Origin of the sequence: Paraplanobispora siamensis (assembly GCF_016863175.1) — a bacterium.
Lineage (GTDB): Bacteria > Actinomycetota > Actinomycetes > Streptosporangiales > Streptosporangiaceae > Planobispora > Planobispora siamensis.
In genome coordinates this window covers 127,371-145,196 of the sequence record NZ_BOOJ01000051.1, presented here as the reverse complement: position 1 = coordinate 145,196, position 17,826 = coordinate 127,371, and the positions used below count along the sequence as shown (strand labels likewise).

Below are 17,826 nucleotides of genomic sequence, written 5' to 3'. Positions count from 1 at the left end.
ATGTCGCACCCCACCGCCCAGGAGCAGATCCTGGACTTCGTCCGCGGCCGGTACCCGCAGGCCGAGATCGACGCGGCGCAGGACATCTTCGCGCTCGGCTTCGTCAACTCGCTGTTCGCGATGGAGCTGGTGATGTACGTCGAGAAGACCTTCGACGTCACCATCCCCAACGAGGAACTGCAGATCGACAACTTCCGCAGCGCCACCGCGATGGCCGGGCTCGTGGCCCGCCTCTCACCGACCGTGGCCGCCGCGTGACGCTCGTCGCACCGGCACCCGTCCAGGTCGTCGACCGGCGCTCGGCGCGGGCGTTCGTCGACACGCACGTGGTGCCGTACGCGGATGAGTACGACAGGATCGGCCGCGTCCCCGAGGACCTGCTGCGGCACGTGGCCACGGCGGGTCTGTGGGCGCCGTTCCTGCCGCTCGAGTCGGGCGGGGCCGGGATGGACCTGGTCACGCTCGGCGAGGTGCACGAGGAGGTGGGCCGCGGCTGCTCCTCGCTGCGCAGCCTGCTGACCGTGCACACCATGGTCGCCTGGACCGTGCAGCGCTGGGGCACGCCGGAACAGCACGCCCGGTGGGCCCCCGAGCTGGCCGCCGGCCGGACGCTGGGGGCGTTCTGCCTGTCCGAGCCGGGCGCCGGCAGCGACACCTCCGGCATCTCGACCACCGCCGTCGAGGGCGGCGGCGGCTGGGTGATCAACGGCGTCAAGAAGTGGACGACCGGCGGGCAGCGGGCGGACCTGTTCCTGGTGTTCGCCCGCACCGCCGCCAGCATCGGCGCCTTCCTCGTGCCGAGGAACGCGCCGGGGGTGCGGGTCACGCCGATCGAGGACATGCTCGGCACCCGCGCCTCCATGCTGGCCGAGATCTCCTTCGACGACGTCGTGCTCGGCCCCGACGCGCTGCTCGGGCCGAGCAGCGGCTTCACGGCCGGCATGGTGCTGACCGGCACCCTCGATCTCGGCCGCTACAGCGTGGCGGCCGGGTCCGTCGGCATCATCCAGGCGTGCCTGGAGGCGTCGGCCTCCTACGCCGCCTACCGCCAGGTGGGCGGACGGCCCCTGTCGGAGCTGCCGCTGATCCAGGCCAAGCTCTCCGACATGGTCACCGACGCCCGCGCGGCCCGGCTGCTGCTGGCCGAGGCAGGCCGGCTGAAGGACGCCGGGGACGCCGGCACGATCATGGCGACCTGGATCGCGAAGTACTTCGCCTCGACCGCCGCGGTCCGGCACGCCGCCGAGGCCGTGCAGATCCACGGCGCCAACGGCTGCAGCCCCGACTACCCGGTGGCGCGGCTGTACCGGGACGCCAAGGTCATGGAGATCATCGAGGGCAGCAACGAGATCCAGCGCATCACCATCGCAGGGCAGGCGGAGCGGGAGATGACCAGATGAGCGTGACCACCGAACACCAGGACTCCGGCGTCTTCGTGGCGCCGGAGAAGCCCCGGCGGGGCCGCGTCAAGTGCGTCGTGTGGGATCTGGACAACACCTTGTGGAACGGCGTGCTGCTGGAGGACGGCGACGTCACCGTGCGCCCCGCCGTCGTCGAGCGCATCCGCGAGCTGGACCGCAAGGGCGTCCTGCACTCGATCGCCTCCAAGAACGACCGCGAGGCGGCCCTGGCCAAGCTGACCGAGCTGGGCCTGGCGGACCTGTTCCTCTACCCGCAGATCAACTGGAACGCCAAGTCCGACTCGATCAAGAACATCGCCAAGGCGCTCAACCTCGGGATCGACGCCTTCGCGTTCGTGGACGACCAGGAGTTCGAGCGCGCCGAGGTGGCCCACGAGCTGCCCGACATGATCTGCGTGGACGTGACCGACCTGGAGGAGGCCCTGGCCAGGCCCGAGTTCCGGCCCCGGTTCGTGACCGACGAGTCGGCGCGGCGGCGCGAGATGTACCGCAGCCAGCTCGCCAGGGACGAGCTGGAGGAGGGCTTCGTCGGCACCAACGAGGAGTTCCTGGCGAGCCTGGAGATGTCGTTCACCATCTCCCCGGCCCACCGGGAGGACCTGCAGCGGGCCGAGGAGCTGACCGTGCGCACCAACCAGCTCAACTCCACCGGGCGCACCTACTCCTACGACGAGCTGGACGCCCTGCGGGAGTCCCCCGACCACCTGCTCCTGGTCGCGTCGCTGACCGACAGGTTCGGCGGCTACGGCAAGATCGGTCTCGCCCTGGTCGAGAAGGGGCAGGACGTGTGGTGGCTGCGCATGCTGCTGATGTCGTGCCGGGTCATGTCCCGGGGCGTGGGCATGGTGCTGCTCAACCACATCCTGCGGCTGGCCGCCGAGGCCGGGGTGGCGGTGCGGGCCGACTTCGTGGAGACCGGGCGCAATCGGATGATGCAGGTGACGTACGCGTTCGCCGGGTTCCGCGAGGTCCAGCGCAACGGGGCGCACGTGGTGCTGCAGGCCGATCTCGGCGCCGTTCAGCCGCCGCCGCCGTACGTCCGTCTGGAGATCGGGACATGAGTGTCACGATCACCGAGGACGTGCTGTCGCAGTGGCTGCCGTTCCGCGCCCTCACCGGCGCGGAGCCCGGCGCCCTGCCGTTGTACTGCCTGCCCCACGCCGGCGGCGCCGCCTCCGCGTTCCGGGCCTGGCAGCGCAAGCTGCCCGGCGTGGCCGTGCAGCCCGTCCAGCTGCCCGGCCGCGAGTCCCGGCACCGGGAGCCGCCCTACCTGCGCATGGAGCCCCTGGTCTCGGACCTGGCCGACGCCGTGCTCGCGGACGTCGAGGCGTCCGCGGCCGGTCGCCGGTACGCCCTGTACGGCCACAGCCTCGGCGCGATCGTCGCGTTCGAGCTGGTCCGCGAGATCCGGCGGCGGGGCGGGCCGGCTCCCGTGCACCTGTTCGTCTCCGGCTCCGACGCCCCCCACCTCACCTACGAGGACGGGCCGCCGGTGGGGAAGATGAACAGGCAGGAGGTGGCGGCGCTGCTGCGGTCGCTCGGCGGCACCCCCGAGTGGCTGCTGGCCGACCCGGAGGCGCTGGCGATGATCCTTCCCGCGGTGCAGGCCGACTTCACCGTGAAGGAGACCTACGTCTACCGGGACGAGCCGCCGCTGGACCTGCCGATCTCGCTGCTGACGAGCTCGGCGGACCCGCGCGTCTCCCCGGACAAGACAGCGGGGTGGCGCGCGCTGACCAGCGCCCGCTTCGCCCCGTACCCGTTCGACGGCGGCCACTTCGCCGTCTTCGAGCAGGCGGCCCGCACCCACGCGATCGTCGCGGAGACCCTCCGCCCATGGGTGTGAAACCGGCCACGACCACGGACCCGCGGGCCGGGGACGCGTGGTCGTGGCCGTCCGGGGTGCGGGTGTGGAAGGTGTCTCTGGACCGGGCCGAGCGGGCGGTGTGGTGGGGGTGGCTGTCCGAGGGCGAACGGGACAGGGCGCGCGCCTTCGCCCGCGCCGTCGACCGCCGCCGGTACGTCGTCGCGCACGCCGCCCTGCGCTCCGTGCTGGGCGGTCTCTGCGGCGTGCCCGCCGACCGGGTCGGCTTCGCGAAGGACCCCTCGGGCCGCCCCCGCCTCGATCTCGGCGGGGGCCGGCCCGCGCCCGACTTCAACCTGTCGCACTCCGAGGAGTGGGCCCTGATCGCCGTCGCCCCCCAGGGGTGGCGCGTGGGCGTGGACGTCGAACGCCTCCGCGCCGACCTCGACCCCCTGGCCATGGCCGAGCGCTTCTACCGTCCGGAGGAGTCGGCCCGCCTGCGCGCCGCCCCCGGCGCCGCCCTGGCCGGGTACTTCCGCCTGTGGACCGCCAAGGAGGCGTTCGTCAAGGCCACCGGCGGCGGCCTGGCCCGGCTCGGCGACGTGCTCGTCCACGACGGAGGACACGGAGGAGGACACGGAGGAGGACACGAAGGAGGACACGAAGGGAGCGCGACCTGTGAACGGTCGCGCTCCCTCGGCGGTCCGGTCCGCTGGCTCGACGTCGCCCCCGGCTACGCCGCCGCGGTGGTCACGATCTCTTCGACACCGGCACCACGTACCGACTGAACACCAGGTCCCGCAGCACGTCGTCGCCGCCCTCGACGATCGAGACGTACCGCATGTCACGCAGCAGCTTGCCGACGACCGCGTCGTGCGTGTAGCCGAGCCCGCCGAACATCTCCGAGGCGGCCGAGGCGATCTGCCACCCCGTCTGCCCGCAGAACATCTTCGTCGTCAGCGCCTGCTTCAGCGTGCCCGCGCGCAGGAACTCCTCGCCCGCGTCGGGGCGGGCCGCGATCTCGTCGTAGGCCCGCGCCGCCGCCAGGCACTGGTTGGCCATCACCTCGATCTGCATCTCGAACTGCCCCAGCCGCGCGGCGAACACGGCGTTGGCGGTCAGCGGCGCCCCCTTGACCGACTTGGTCTTGGCGTACTCCATGCACACGTCCCGCACGCGCCGGGCGATGCCCAGGGCGGTGGCGGCGATGAGGATGCGGCTGGCGTTCAGACCTACCTCCAGCAGGCGCAGGCCGTTGCCCCGCAGCACGTTCCCCGCGGGCACCCGTACCTCCGACAGCGACACCTGGTACGTGGCCGACGAGCGCAGCCCGATCACGTCCCATCGCTTGTCCACGGTGATCCCCGGCGTGTCGCGCGGCACCAGGACGGCCAGGTAGCCCGACGGGTCGTCCTGGGCCCGCGCGATCACGACGAGGAAGTCGGCGAAGTCGGTGTTGGTGGAGAACGCCTTGCGGCCGTCGAGCACGACCGCCTCGCCCTCGCGGCGCGCGGTCGTGGTGATCCTGGCCAGTTCGCTGCCGGCGGCGTGCTCGCTGCCCAGCGTCGCGGCGAACCCGTTGCCGGCCACGAGCGGCTTGAGGTAATGCTCCTTGAGCTCCTCGCCGCCGTACCACTGGACCATGCTCGTGGTCAGCACGGGGATGAAGAGCGTGAACGCGGCCCCGGCGTCCGAGTACGCCAGCTCGGCCGCGATGTGGACGCCTTCCTCCAGGCCCATGCCGAGGCCGCCGAACTCCTTGGGCATCCACCAGTTCGCCAGGCCGGTGTCGGCGAAGCGCCGGTAGAGCGGGAGCGGGGCCTCGGCCAGCGAGTCCAAGTACGCGTCCTTGCCCAGCAGTTCACGCCGGGCGAAGCCCTGCACGGTCCGCAGGTACTCGGGCTGCTTCATCGGGTGCTCAGTCCTCCTCGTCACGGGCGTCGAGCAGTTCGGCGAGCTGGCGGACCGTGGGGCACTCCAGCAGGCCGGTCACCGGCACCGACGCGCTGAGCGTCCTGCGGATCCTGGTGGTCAGCTCGATCGCCAGCAGCGAGTGGCCGCCCAGTTCGAAGAAGTTGTCCAGGGCGCCGATGGGGTCGATGCCGAGCACGCGCGACCAGATGTCGGCCAGCGTGGCCTCGGTGCCCTCGCGCGGCTCCACGTACGGGTTGTTCAGCTCCGGGCGCGGATGCCGTTCGCGGTCGTCGAAGTCGTCGTCGCCACCGTGGAGGTCGCCGGTGACCCACTGCGCGATCCGGGAGTCCAGCGACCCGGTGGAGATCACCAGGTGCCCGACCCGGTCGGCCGCCGACAGCGCCCGCTCCAGGACGTCCACGCCCTCGGCCGGGGTCATCGTGTAGTCGGCGACGGCCTCGCTGTGGCCGGCCACACGGTCGGGGTCGATGTTCCAGGTGTCCCAGTCCACGGTGACCCAGCGTCCCCGGCCGGCCGTGCGCGCCACGCGGACGTAGGCGTCCAGGGCGGCGTTGGCCGACGCGTACGGTCCCAGGGTCATCCCGCCGAGCACCGAAGCGATCGACGACAGGGTGATCCGCCGGTCCGGGCACTGTTCGCCGAGCACCTTCTGCAGCACGTGGAACCCGGTCACCTTGGCCGCGAAGTGCGCCTCGCACTGCTGCCGGTCCATCAGGTGCGCGAAGTTGAAGTAGGCCCCGTCCTGCACGCCCGCGCCGTGCACCACCACGTCGATCGCGCCGAACCGCTTGAGCGCCGCGGCGACGACGGCCCGCATCTGCTCTTCGTCGGCCACGTCCGCCGACAGCGCGAGCACGGTCGCACCCCGGCTCTCCAGGTCGCGGATGTTGCGGATGTGCCGGGCCGCGCGCTCGCCGCCGGGCGGGGGCGCGGCCAGATAGGTGTCCCATTCCTCGCGCGGCGGCAGCGGGGAGCGCGCGGTGAGCACCAGGCGGCAGCCGTAGGCGTCGGCGAAGTGCCGGGCCAGGACCAGGCCGACGTCGCCGAGGCCGCCGGTGATGAGCACGGTGTCACCGTCGCGCACCTGCTGCCGCTCCGGGGCCGGCTCCTCGATCGGATACGGCTCGTACGTGCGCAGCCACGTCTCGCCCGCACGCACCGCCACCGGGCCCTCGTGCCCGGCGACCGCGGCGGCCAGCACCTGCTCGGCCAGGACGGCGGCGTCGCCGGCGGCGTCCACGTCGACGTGGCGGCAGCGCAGCCGCGGGTTCTCCTGCTGGAGGCTGGGGGTGAGCGCGGCCAGGGTGGCGTGCTCGGGGTGCCGCAGGTCGTCGCCCGCCACGCTGACCGCCTGCGGGGTGAGCAGCACCAGCTCGGCGCGCGGCGCGGACCCGGTGTTGTCGACCAGCTCGCGGGAGAGCGCCATCGCCGAGTAGAAGCCGCGGTGCTGCTCCCGGGCGAAGTGCGCCACGGGGTCGGCGCCTGGGTCCTGCTCGGCGGAGGCCAGGCTGAACGCGTGCACGATCGCCCTCGGCATGGCCACCAGCGAGTACATCAGCTCCGCCACGTCGTCGGCCCTGTCCACGCGGACGGTGAAGTCGCCGGTCTCCTCCTGCTCGAACCGGTCGCCGGCGCGTACGGCGGTCACGTCGGCGCCGGCCCGGACGAGCCGGTCGACCAGGGCCTCGCCGCGGTCGTCGGCGGCGAACACCAGCCACGGGCCGGCCTCGCGCAGCCGCTCGTCCAGATCGGACACCGGCAGCGGGTGCCGCCTCCACGCCGGCAGATGGGTCCAGCGCGACCGGTCGAACGTCTTGCCCTGACCGGCCGCCGCCTGCGCCTGCGCGGGGTTGCCCTTCACCCAGAACCTGCGCCGCTGGAACGGGTAGGTGGGCAGCTCGACCCGCCGGCCCTGCCCGTCGTGCAGCGCCGCCCAGTCGATCACGCTGCCGGCCATCCACAACCGTGCCACGACCCCCAGCAGCCACTCGGCCGCGGTGCCGCCTTCCCCGGGCGCGACCACGACCTCCTCGGCCTGCCCGTCGTCGTCCCGCACCACGCGGACGCCGATGGCCCCCAGCCCGTCGGCGAGCGCGCCGAGCGCCGACTCGCGGGACGAACCGGCGGGTGCGGCGGCGTGCCGCAGCAGCGTCTCGACCGCGGAGTGCAGTTCGCTCCACCACGTTTCCGGGGCGTGCGAGGGGGCGGTGAGGCGGACCTTGGGATTGCGGCGCTGGGTTTTCCCGTCGATCCAGCGGGACGGGTCGTCCAGGGCGGCCACCGCGTCGTCGCGGTCGTGGACGACGACGGCGCGGCGCAGAGCGAAGCCGCCGCGGGAGACCTGGAGCGTGAAGGCCACGTCGGCGAGGTCGTCGCCGCGGTCGTCGGCCAGGTGGCGGTGGAGCCGTTCGGTCACCTCACGCAGCGCCTGGTCGTCGTTGGCCGAGAACACCAGCAGGTGCGGTCCGGGGCGGGCGGGACGGGAGGGCCGGTGCGGCGCCTCCTCCATGACCACGTGCGCGTTGGTGCCGCCCAGCCCGAACGAGCTGACCCCGGCTCGCCGCGGGTGCGGCCCCGCCGTCCACGGCCGGTCCTCGGTCAGCACCGTGAACCGGTCGTGCGCGGTGGCCAGCGCGGGGTTCGGGGTCTCGTAGCCGGGCGTGCCCGGCAGCAGCTCGTGCTTGAGCGTCATGGCCGCCCGCATCAGCCCGGTCACGCCGGAGGCCCGGTCCAGGTGGCCCAGGCTCGGCTTGAGCGAGCCCAGCACGCACGGCGTCTCGCGCGGCTGGGAGAAGACCCGGTTCATGGCGGCCAGCTCGATCGAGTCGCCCAGCATGGTGCCGGTGGCGTGGCACTCGACGTACCCGACGGTGTCGGGCTTGACCCCGGCCACGCCGAGCGCCGACTCGATCACCTCGGCCTGGCCGTCCACGCCGGGCGCGGTGTACCCGGCGCGCAGGCGGCCGTCGTTGTTGGCCGCCGAGCCCAGGATGACCGCGTGGATGATGTCACCGTCCGCGAGCGCGTCCGTCATGCGCTTGAGCGCCACGACCCCGGCCCCGCTGCCCATCACGGTGCCGCCCGCCTCGGCGTCGAAGCTGCGCACCCGGCCCTCGGGCGACATGATGCCGCCCTGCTCGTACAGGTAGCCCGCCGGCTGGGGGAGCGGGGTGAACGCGCCGCCCGCCACCGCGATGTCGCACTCGTAGGTGAGCAGGCTCTGGCAGGCCAGATGCACCGCGACCAGCGACGTCGAGCAGAACGTCTGCACCGACACCGAGGGCCCGCGCAGCCCCAGCTTGTACGACACCAGCGAGGCCAGCGAGTCGCGCTCGTTGCCCACGGCCATGAGCAGCATCCCGCCCGGCTGCGAGCCGAGGTTCTGGAGGTTCTGCACGATGTAGTCGGGGAAGCCGCACCCGCCGAAGACGGCGACCTGGCCGGGCACGTCGGTCGGGCAGTATCCGGCCCCTTCGAGGGCCTCCCACGAGCACTCCAGGAACAGCCGGTGCTGCGGGTCCATGGTCTCGGCCTCGCGCGGGTTGATCCCGAACACGGTGGCGTCGAAACGGTCGAGGTCGTGCAGGGGGCCGCCGACGCGCACGTACCGGGGGTCGGCGAGGACGCCCGGGTCGACGCCGGCCTCCCGCAGCTCCTCCTCGGTGATGGCGCGCAGGCCCTTGATCCCCGAGAGCAGGTTGCTCCACAGTTCGGTCACGTTCCTGGCGCCGGGGAAGCGCCCGGACATGCCGATCAACGCGACCGCAGAGTCGTAGTCGGTTCCGGTGGTCATGACGTCCTTCCGCTCCTGAGCATGTTGCGTCGCTGGGCGATTCGGGACCGCTGCCGGTCTTTGGCCTCGCTCGGCTGCTCGTCCGCGTCCTGGCCGGCCTGGGCCGCCTCGGCGAGCGAGGCGATCGTGGGCGCCTGGTAGAGGATGTGCGGCGGCAGGTAGGACAGCTCCAGCGCCTTCCTGACCTCGGCGATGATCTCCATGCCGAGCAGCGAGTTGCCGCCCAGCTCGAAGAAGTTGTCGTGCACGCCGACCTGCTCCAGGCCCAGGGCCTCCGCCCACACCCCGGCGATGGTCTCCTCGGCCGGGGTCTGCGGTTCGACGTACGCGGTGGACAGGTCGGGACGCGGGTGCCGGCCGAACGCGTCCCTGATCTTCTTCACCGTCGCCTGGTGGCTCTCGATCGAGGACCTGCGGCTCATCGCCACCAGCGGCGCGAAGTCCTGCGTGGAGGCCACGACGTGCCGCTCACCGCTGGCGAGGGCCCGCAGCAGGGTCTCCCATCCCTGGTCGAAGGTGAGGCCGAAGTTCTCCCGGTACCAGGCGAAGTACTGCTTGGAGCCCTCGTCGTAGTTCTCCAGGCCCTCGGTCCAGCCGTTCCACGTCCACTCGCACCAGTCGACGGAGGTGACCGTCACGCCGGGCAGGGGGTCGCTGAGCGCGAAGGAGTCGAGGAAGGCGTTGGCGGCGCAGTAGTCCACCTGGCCGGCGCCGCCGCCGGTGGCCGAGGTGGTGGAGGAGTACAGCGCCAGGAAGTCCGCCTGCGTGCCGCGCAGCGCCTCGGCCAGCGCGAGCGTGCCCATGACCTTGGGCGCGAGCACCCGTTCCATGTCGGCGACGGTCTTGAACTGCATGAGCCCGACGGCGGGCACGCCGGCGCAGTGCAGCACGCCGTTCAGCGTGCCGAAGCGCTCGAGGGCGGCGGCCACGGCGCGGCGGGCGTCCTCGGGCCTGGAGACGTCCCCGGCGACGGTGAGGACCTCCGCGCCGGCCGCCTCCAGGCGGCGCAGCCCCTCCAGCCGCCTGCGCACCTCGGCGGCGGTGGAGTCGGAGGCCAGGATCGCGGGCCACTGCTCGCGCGGCGGGACCGGCGTCCGTCCCAGCAGCACCAGCCGCGCCCGGTAGTGCTCGGCCAGCCGCTCGGCCATGGCCAGGCCGATGCCGCCCAGGCCGCCGGTCACCAGATAGACGCCGCCCTTCTCGACCCGGGCGGCCGGGGGCCTGGCGGCGATCACGGAGGTGTCCAGCACCTCGTAGTCGGGGATCCACCGCTGCCCGCCGCGCAGCCCGACCACCTGGTCCGACGGTTCGGCGCGCAGCTCGGCGAGCAGGGCCTCCGCCCCGGCGTCGACGTCGATGACGCGGGTCCTGACCTTCGGGTACTCGACGGGGATCAGCCGGGCCGGGCCGAGCAGGGTGCCGAGCCCGGCGTGGACGCGGTCGCCCGGGTGCACCCGCTGGCCGCCCTGGGTGACGATGTCGAGCTGCCAGCCGGGCAGGCCCATGTCGCCGGCCGCGCGGGCCAGGCCGACCAGCGTGTACAGGCCGCGCTGCAGGGTCTCCTCGATCGGGGCGTCCTGCACCGACCACAGGTGCACCACGCGCTCGGGCTCCCAGCGGCGTCCGGCCAGCTCGCGCAGCGCCGCCAGGGCGTCCTCGGCCGAGCCGGGACGCACCCGCAGGCCGTCGTCGTCGCTGGAGAACCGCTCGCCGGGCCGTACCAGGACCACGTCCCCGCCGGTCGCGGCGAGGTGCGCGAGCAGCGGCGCGGCCAGCTCGGCCGCGCGGCCCTCGTCGGTGTAGACCAGCCAGCGGCCGGCCTCCTCCTCCTGGGCGGGCCGGACGGTGGTCTGCTTCCAGACGGGCGCGTGGATCCAGCGGGTGTCGGGCAGGCGCGGGTACGCCTTGGCGATGCTGGTCGGGTCGCTCTCGTCGTAGGCGGCGGCCCCGCCGCCGCTGAACGCGCTCTGGTCGATCTCCAGCCAGTAGTCCTGCCGCTCGAACGGGTAGGTCGGCAGCGGCACCCGGCCGGGCGCCCAGTCGTCGTCCTCGTGCAGCGCGGCCCAGTCGACCGGCACCCCGGTCAGCCACAGCCTCCCGACCGCGGTCGCCACCGCGGCGACGGCGTCCTGGGTGTCGCCGGCGGCGGGGAGCGTGGTCATGATGAGCGGCCACTGGTTGCGGTCGCAGGAGGGGTGCCCGCGGGTCAGCGCGCCGAGCGACTGCCCGGGACCGATCTCGACGAGCGCCAGGTCGGCCTGCCCGAGCACGTGGCCGAGCCCCTTGCCGAACTCGACGGTCTCGCACATGTGGCGGGCCCAGTAGCCCGGGTCGGTCACGGTCTCGGCGGTGGCCGGCTCGCCGGTCACGTTGCTCAGGTACGGCAGCCGCGGCGGGTTCAGCGTGATGTTGTCGGCGATCCAGGACGTCAGCTCGCCGGCCAGCGGGGCGAGCATCCGGGAGTGGAAGGCGTGCGTGGTCTCCAGCCGCCGGTGCCCGATCTTGGATTCGAGCAGCAGCGCGGCGGCCCGTTCGACCGCCTCGACGGGCCCGGCGAGCACGACCTGCGAGCCGGTGCGCACGGCCACGTCCAGTTCCTCGGTGAACACCTGGCCCAGGACGGCGGCCAGCCGGCGCTCGTCGGCCGACACCGCCAGCATCGCGCCCTCGGGCTGCGAGGTGATGAGCTTGGCCCGGTAGGCCACCAGCCGCAGCGCGTCCTGCAGGGACAGCACGCCCGCCAGGCAGGCGCACACGTACTCGCCGAGGCTGTAGCCGATCATGATCTCGGGCTCGACGCCCCAGCGGATGAGCTGCCGCGCCAGCGCGTACTCGGCCACGAACACCGCGGGCTGCACCAGGTGCGACTCGGTGGTGGAGCGCGGCGCGCCCGCCTCGGTCCGGCCGAGCAGCCTGGCCAGGGCGTTGACGTCGTCCCCGGTCCGCTGGGCGGGCACGAAGATGTCGGACAGCTGGTCCGGCGCGGTCAGCTCCAGCAGGGCCAGGCACTCGTCCACGTCCGCGCGGAACGCCGGCTCCTCGGCGTAGAGGGCGGCCACCATGCCGGGGTACTGCTCGCCGACCCCCGCGACGAGGAAGCCGGCCTTGCGCCCGACGGTCGAGTCCGCGCGTCCCAGCGTGGCCGCCGGGTCGGTCAGCCGGGCCGCCGCGGCCTCCGGCGAGTCGGCGATCACGACCCTGCGGTGCCCGTACAGCTTCCGCCCGGCCTGCAGCGTGTACGCCACGTCGCCCAGGTCGTCCGGGGACTTCGCCAGATGGGCGGCCAGCCGCGCGCACGACTGCTCGGCGGCGGCCTGCGAGCGGGCCGAGACCGGCAGGATCTGCCAGCGGCGCGAGCGCGTGCCGCGCGGCGCGGGGAGCGGGGCCTCGGTGACGATGGCGTGCGCGTTGGTGCCGCCCATGCCCAGCGAGCTGATGCCCGCGATGCGCGGCTTGTCCGGTGTGCGCGGCCACGGGGTGGGCTCGGCGGTGACGCGGAAGGGGCTGTTGTCGAAGTCGATCTCGGGGTTGGGGGAGCGGTAGTGCAGCGTGCCGGGGATCAGCTCGTTGCGCAGCGACTGGACGACCTTGATCAGGCCGGTCACGCCGGAGGCCCGGTCCAGGTGGCCCACGTTCGGCTTGATCGAGCCGAGCACGCAGTACTGCTTGCGCTCCGTGGCGCCGAACGCGCGGGTCAGCGCGGCCACCTCCATCGGGTCGCCGACCTCGGTGGCGGTGCCGTGCGCCTCGACGTAGGAGACGTCGTCGGGGCTCACGCCGGCCCGGGCCAGGGCCGCCGACACGCAGCGGCGCTGCCCGTCGATGCTCGGCGCCAGATAGCTGAACTTCATCGCGCCGTCGTTGTTGACGGCCGAGGCGCGGATCACGGCGTGCACGGTGTCCCGGTCGGCCACGGCGTCCTTGAGCCGCTTGAGCAGCACCACCGCCGCGCCGTCGCCGAACATGCTGCCCCGGCCCTCGGCGTCGAACGTGCGCACGTGGCCGTCGGGCGACTCCTGGCCGCCCTCCTCCCACAGGTAGCCGGTGCGGTCGGGGATGCGCACCGACACGCCGCCGGCCAGCGCCATCCGGCACTCGCCGCGCCGCAGGCTCTCACCGGCCAGGTGAACCGCCACCAGCGAGGTCGAGCAGAACGTCTGCACCGACAGCGCGGGGCCGTCCAGGTCGAAGCGGAAGGCGACGTTCGTGGCCAGCGCGTCCTTGTCGTTGCCGATCATGAGGGCGCTGGTGTCGATGCCCATCTGGAAGGCCATGAGCCGGGTCAGCAGGTAGCCGCTGATGTTCATCCCGGCGAACACGCCCACGCTGCCCCGGCCCTCGGGGACGGCGTACCCGGAGGACTCCAGGACCTCCCACACGCACTCCAGGAAGATGCGCTGCTGCGGGTCGGCGAGTGTGGCCTCGCGCGGGTTGTAGCCGAAGAACGCGGCGTCGAAGCCGCGGATGTCGTCCAGGATCGGCCGCATCCGCACGTAGTTCGGCTGCTGGAAGGTCGCCGGCGACACTCCCGCGGCCAGCAGGTCGTCGTCGGAGAACTCAGTGAACGACTCCACGCCGGTGCTGATGTTGCGCCAGAACGTCTCGATGTCGGTCGCACCCGGGAACCGACCGGCCATGCCGATGATCGCGATATCGGCGTCGCCGGGTGAATGGTGCTGATCCATCAACATGCCCTTCTTCACTGAGGTTGCTGTCACAGCAGCCCGCCACGGCTCCAGCCGCGCGCCAGCCTGCGGGCGGCGAAGGCGCCCGCCGCCAGGCCCAGCGCCAGCAGTACGGCGGCGGACGGCAGGATGCCGGCCACGTCCCCGCGCACCGCGGCCTGCATCATGTCCAGTGCGTAGTAGCCGGGGGAGGCGTGCGCGGCCGTCTGCGCCCAGCCGGGCATGATGCTCAGCGGCACCAGGGCCCCGCCCAGCGAGCTGAGGGTGAGCGCGCCCACGTCGGTGATCACGCTGAGCTCGCCGTGGCTGCGCACCAGCGTGGCCAGCGCCGCGCCGAGCGACAGCAGCGTGAACGCCCAGATCACGATGGCCAGCAGCACCAGCGCGGGCGACGGCGGCACCGGCAGGCCGATGGCCAGGCAGCCGTAGACGATCAGGATCACCTGCTGCGCGATCATCACCCCGAACAGCGGCAGCGTCTTGCCGATCAGCAGCTCGAACGCCGGGGCCCGGCTCACGCGGAGCCGGTCCCAGGTGCGCCAGGTGCGCTCCGACAGGATCGCGTTGCCCGCCATGGAGATCGCGAACACCGAGAACATCACCATCAGCCCGGTGGCGATCTGGGTGGCGCCCTGGTCGAGGGCCCGTACGTACAGGGGCTTGAGCACCAGCATGAGCACCATGGGCATGGCGACGTAGCTGATCATCTGACCGGGGTCACGCAACCGGATGATCAGGTTGTGCCGGGCCAGCGCGCCGATGCGGTGCAGCGCGTCGAACACGCCGGGGCGGCGCGGGGCGGTGTCAAGAAGCATGGGTGACCGCCAGGGATCGGTAGAGGTCGTCCAGGGACGGGTTGCGCACGTCGACCGAGGTGACCGGGCGGTTCACCCGGCCCAGCAGGTCGATCAGGGCCGCCGCCGGGTCGGAGGTGGAGACCGCGATCTCCTCCTCGTCGTCCAGCGTCACGCGTACCTCGCCCGGCAGGTCACGCAGCAGCTCGTCGCAGGCCCCCCTGACGATCACCCGGCCGCTGCGCGCGACCGCGATCGTGGCCCGGAGCTCGGTCAGCTCGGGCAGGTAGTGGGTGGTGTAGACGACGGCCGCGCCCTCTCCCGCGCGCTGCTTGACCACATCCAGCATGGCCTGGCGGGTCTCCAGGTCGGCGCCGGCCGTGGGCTCGTCGAGCAGCAGGAGGCGGGGGCGGTGGACGAGGGCGCTGGCGGCCTGCGTGCGCCGCTGCTGGCCGCCGGAGAGCTTGCCCGCCCTCCTGTCCATGATCTCGGTGAGCCGCAGGACGACGGACAGCTCCTCGATGGCCTCGCGCAGCGCCGCCCGCCGCAGCCCGGCGAGCCTGCCGTACAGCTCCAGGTGCTCCCGTACGGTGATGGAGGGGTACAGCGCCAGATGCTGGGGCGCCACGCCGACCTCGCCGCGGGCGGCGGACGGGGTTCTGCCGTCGATGGTCACCTGCCCGCTGTCGGGGCGGGTCAGGTGGGACACGATCTCGACGAAGGTCGTCTTCCCCGCGCCGTTGTGTCCCAGGAGTCCGACGATCTCACCGGCCGCCACGCTCAGAGTGAATCCGTCAAGGGCCCGGACATCGCCGTACCGCTTGACGAGATCGGTTGCCACCAGCAACGTGTCACCTCCCCGATGTTGTGGAGTAAGCGGGCTAGTGCGGTTGAAGCCATCTTGGACGGATGACAGCGGGAATTGACGGGGCGCCCGATGGCAGGTAGTTGCCGTAAAAACCCGCCAGTGGCGCGGCATTTCCGCCCGGGGCTTTACTTCCTAATCTGACCGGCATGCACGCTGGTTCGTTGATAGCCGCCGGGCGCGACTGCGAGATCCTCGAGGCCGGGCCCGGCCGGGTCGTCCGGCGCTCCCGCGACGGCCGCAACCTCGAACGCGAGGCCGCCGCGATGCGCCACGCCCGCCGCCACGGGTTCCCCGCCCCCGAGGTCTTCGACGTCGAGGGTCCCGACATCCTCATGGAGCGGGTGGAGGGGCCGAGCCTCATGGCGGAGATGGCCCGCGCGCCCGGGGACGCGCCCCGCCGGATCCGCCTCCTGGTGACCCTGCTGCGCGACCTCGCCGAGGTACGCGCCCCCGGCTGGCTCCAGGCCGCCCCCGGCTGCCCCGGCAACCGCCTGCTCCACCTGGACCTCCACCCGGGCAACGTGCTTCTGACCGCGGACGGCCCGAGGGTCGTCGACTGGGCCGACGCGGCCCGCGGCGCGGCGGGCGCCGACGTCGCCTCCACCTGGCTGATCCTGGCCACCGCCCCGGCCGGGCCGTCTCTGGAGGAGTGCAAGGCCGCCACGCTGGCGGCGTTCCTGCAGGACATCGACGTGGCGGCGGCGCGGCCGTACCTGCGGGCCATGGCCGAGCGGCGGTGCGCGGCCCGGAGCACCACCGACGCGGAGAAGGCCGACATCGCGGCCTTCCTCGCCGAGCACACCCAGCCCTGACCCCTCCGTCGCCAGGGAGGCCGACATGCACAACCGCGACGTACGCGCATCCGACCGAGACCGCGACGCCGCCGCCGAGCGCCTGCAACTGGCCGTGGAGGAGGGCTGCCTCAACCTCGGGGAGTTCGACGAGCGCGTGGGCCTGGCCTACCGCTCGGTGACCCAGGGCGAGCTGGCCGACCTGGTCGCCGACCTGCCCGAGAATCGCCGGCGGAGCCCGCAGAGCCCGTCCCCGGCCGGACTCCCGCGCTGGCTGAAGCTCGTGTGGACCGGCTGGGCGGTCGTCTTCGCGGTCAACGTCGCGGTCTGGGTGGCGGTGAGCGTGGCCCAGGCGTGCCCTGCGGACTTCTGGCCGAAGGGCATGCTCCCGCCCGCGCTCATCCTGGCGGTCGTCACGGCGGGCGCCATCCGGAGAAGACGGGACGCGAGCGGGGAAGGACCCTGATCCATGCCACGAACCATGCCGCCCTCACCCGTGGTGACGTCCGAGCGGCGCACAGAGCTGGACTCCATTCGGGTCCTGGTGGTCGTCGGGCTGGTGTTCTTCCACACGGCGCTGGTCTTCGACGCCCGGGACGACTTCTACGTGAAGAACGCCGAGACCACCCCGGTCACGCTGGTCGTCTCGGCCCTCGGCGTGTTGTGGGCGATGCCGCTGCTGTTCTTCCTGGCGGGCCTGGGAGCCCGGCACTCGCTGCGCAGGCGGGGCGCCGGGGAGTACGCCGCCGAGCGCCTGCGCCGCCTCGGGGTGCCGCTGGCGTTCGGGACCGTCGTGCTGGTGCCCGTGCCGGAGTGGTTGCGGCAGCGCTCCGACCCCGCCTTCCACGAGTCCTACCTGGAGTTCCTGCCGCGCTTCTTCGACCTGGACGGGTTCAAATGGCGCGACTTCCCGTTCATCTTCGAGGGGCGGCACTTCGAGTTCGGCCACCTGTGGTTCCTGCTGTTGCTGCTGACCTTCTCCCTCATCCTGACCCCGCTGGTGCGCTGGGGCGGCTCCTGGGGGCCGCGGCTCGGCGACCGCGCCGCCGCCTTAGCCGAGCGCCGGCCGGGCGCCATCCTGCTGCCGGCCGTGCCGCTGGCGGCGGTGTGCGCGCTGGCCGGGCTGGAGGAGCAGTTCGCGGGCTGGCACCGGGCGGCGTACCTGTTGTTCTTCCTGTCCGGGTTCGCCTTCGCCGGTGACGAGCGGTTCAGGGCCGCGCTGCGCCGGGACCTGCGCCTGATCGCGATTTCCGGCGTGGTGCTCTTCCTGGTCGGCGGGCCGCTGCTGATGACCGCGGGCGGCGACCCCTTCACCGACCTGACCCCGCAGGCCGTCGCCGGCCGCGCCCTGTTCGGGGTGACCGGATGGTGCTGGCTGATCGCGATACTCGGCTTCCTGGACCGCCGCGGCCGGTCGGCGGCCACCCCGCGGGGGCGCGGGCCCCGCCGCTGGTACGCCTACCTGTCCGAGGCCGTGCTGCCGCTGTACGTCCTGCACCAGCCGGTCGTCGTCGCGGTCGCGTTCGTCGTGATCGCCTGGGAGGCCTCGATCGCCGTGAAGTTCTCGGTGATCGGCACGGTCTCCCTGGTGCTGATCTTCGCGGCGTACGACCTCCTGGTCCGCCGTACCGCCCCGACCCGCTTCCTGTTCGGCCTGCGCCCGGAGCGGCGCCCGCCCGCGGTGGCCCAGCCCGCGGTGGCCCGGCCCGGCCGTTCCGGACGGCGGTAGGACTCC

At 73.0% G+C, this 17,826-nt stretch carries 13 protein-coding genes; 8 read left to right on the top strand and 5 right to left on the bottom strand.

What is annotated here, in order from left to right; genetic code table 11:
• Genes Psi01_RS29185 through Psi01_RS29165 form a run of 5 tightly spaced genes read left to right on the top strand, consistent with a single transcriptional unit; the run spans position 1 to position 4,013 of the window.
• Entirely contained in the window at positions 1–258 is a 258-nt protein-coding gene (locus tag Psi01_RS29185; RefSeq protein ID WP_204067325.1) for an acyl carrier protein, read from the top strand.
• Positions 255–1,400 (top strand): acyl-CoA dehydrogenase family protein, encoded by a 1,146-nt coding sequence (locus Psi01_RS29180; RefSeq protein WP_204067324.1) that lies wholly within the window; start codon positions 255–257, stop codon positions 1,398–1,400. Before Psi01_RS29185 ends, Psi01_RS29180 begins: the two co-directional genes overlap by 4 nt.
• The gene (locus tag Psi01_RS29175) at positions 1,397–2,482 is read left to right on the top strand and encodes an HAD-IIIC family phosphatase (RefSeq protein ID WP_204067323.1); all 1,086 of its coding nucleotides are present in this window, start codon (positions 1,397–1,399) and stop codon (positions 2,480–2,482) included. The genes Psi01_RS29180 and Psi01_RS29175 overlap by 4 nt, the downstream gene beginning before the upstream one ends.
• Positions 2,479–3,267 carry a thioesterase II family protein gene (locus Psi01_RS29170; protein WP_204067322.1) on the top strand — a complete coding sequence of 263 codons (789 nt, stop codon included), beginning with the start codon at positions 2,479–2,481 and terminating at the stop codon, positions 3,265–3,267. The genes Psi01_RS29175 and Psi01_RS29170 overlap by 4 nt, the downstream gene beginning before the upstream one ends.
• The gene (locus tag Psi01_RS29165; RefSeq protein ID WP_204067321.1) at positions 3,258–4,013 is read left to right on the top strand and encodes a 4'-phosphopantetheinyl transferase family protein; all 756 of its coding nucleotides are present in this window, start codon (positions 3,258–3,260) and stop codon (positions 4,011–4,013) included. The genes Psi01_RS29170 and Psi01_RS29165 overlap by 10 nt, the downstream gene beginning before the upstream one ends.
• Here the strand turns inward: Psi01_RS29165 and Psi01_RS29160 are convergent.
• Genes Psi01_RS29160 through Psi01_RS29140 form a run of 5 tightly spaced genes read right to left on the bottom strand, consistent with a single transcriptional unit; the run spans position 3,976 to position 15,273 of the window.
• The gene (locus tag Psi01_RS29160) at positions 3,976–5,136 is read right to left on the bottom strand and encodes an acyl-CoA dehydrogenase family protein (RefSeq protein ID WP_204067320.1); all 1,161 of its coding nucleotides are present in this window, start codon (positions 5,134–5,136) and stop codon (positions 3,976–3,978) included. The two genes, Psi01_RS29165 and Psi01_RS29160, sit on opposite strands and share 38 nt — an antisense overlap.
• A 7-nt stretch (positions 5,137–5,143) precedes the next feature.
• Positions 5,144–8,953 carry an SDR family NAD(P)-dependent oxidoreductase gene (locus tag Psi01_RS29155; protein ID WP_204067319.1) on the bottom strand — a complete coding sequence of 1,270 codons (3,810 nt, stop codon included), beginning with the start codon at positions 8,951–8,953 and terminating at the stop codon, positions 5,144–5,146.
• On the bottom strand, positions 8,950–13,638 hold the full coding sequence (locus Psi01_RS29150) for a type I polyketide synthase (protein ID WP_204067318.1): 4,689 nt from the start codon (positions 13,636–13,638) through the stop codon (positions 8,950–8,952). Before Psi01_RS29150 ends, Psi01_RS29155 begins: the two co-directional genes overlap by 4 nt.
• Positions 13,639–13,667: 29 nt before the next feature.
• Positions 13,668–14,453, bottom strand: a complete 786-nt coding sequence (locus Psi01_RS29145; RefSeq protein WP_204067317.1) for an ABC transporter permease — start codon at positions 14,451–14,453, stop codon at positions 13,668–13,670.
• Entirely contained in the window at positions 14,443–15,273 is an 831-nt protein-coding gene (locus tag Psi01_RS29140; RefSeq protein ID WP_239128121.1) for an ABC transporter ATP-binding protein, read from the bottom strand. Before Psi01_RS29140 ends, Psi01_RS29145 begins: the two co-directional genes overlap by 11 nt.
• Before the next feature lie 173 nt (positions 15,274–15,446).
• Here Psi01_RS29140 and Psi01_RS29135 point away from each other — a divergent pair, with 173 nt between their 5' ends.
• From Psi01_RS29135 to Psi01_RS29125, 3 genes are read left to right on the top strand one after another with little or no spacing between them, the layout of a single operon-like run.
• Positions 15,447–16,112: a phosphotransferase gene (locus tag Psi01_RS29135; RefSeq protein ID WP_204067315.1), complete on the top strand. Its 666-nt coding sequence runs from the start codon at positions 15,447–15,449 to the stop codon at positions 16,110–16,112.
• Between the two features lie 25 nt (positions 16,113–16,137).
• Entirely contained in the window at positions 16,138–16,557 is a 420-nt protein-coding gene (locus Psi01_RS29130) for a DUF1707 SHOCT-like domain-containing protein (RefSeq protein WP_204067314.1), read from the top strand.
• A gap of 3 nt (positions 16,558–16,560) precedes the next feature.
• Positions 16,561–17,820: an acyltransferase family protein gene (locus tag Psi01_RS29125; RefSeq protein WP_239128120.1), complete on the top strand. Its 1,260-nt coding sequence runs from the start codon at positions 16,561–16,563 to the stop codon at positions 17,818–17,820.
• Positions 17,821–17,826: the final 6 nt, after the last annotated feature.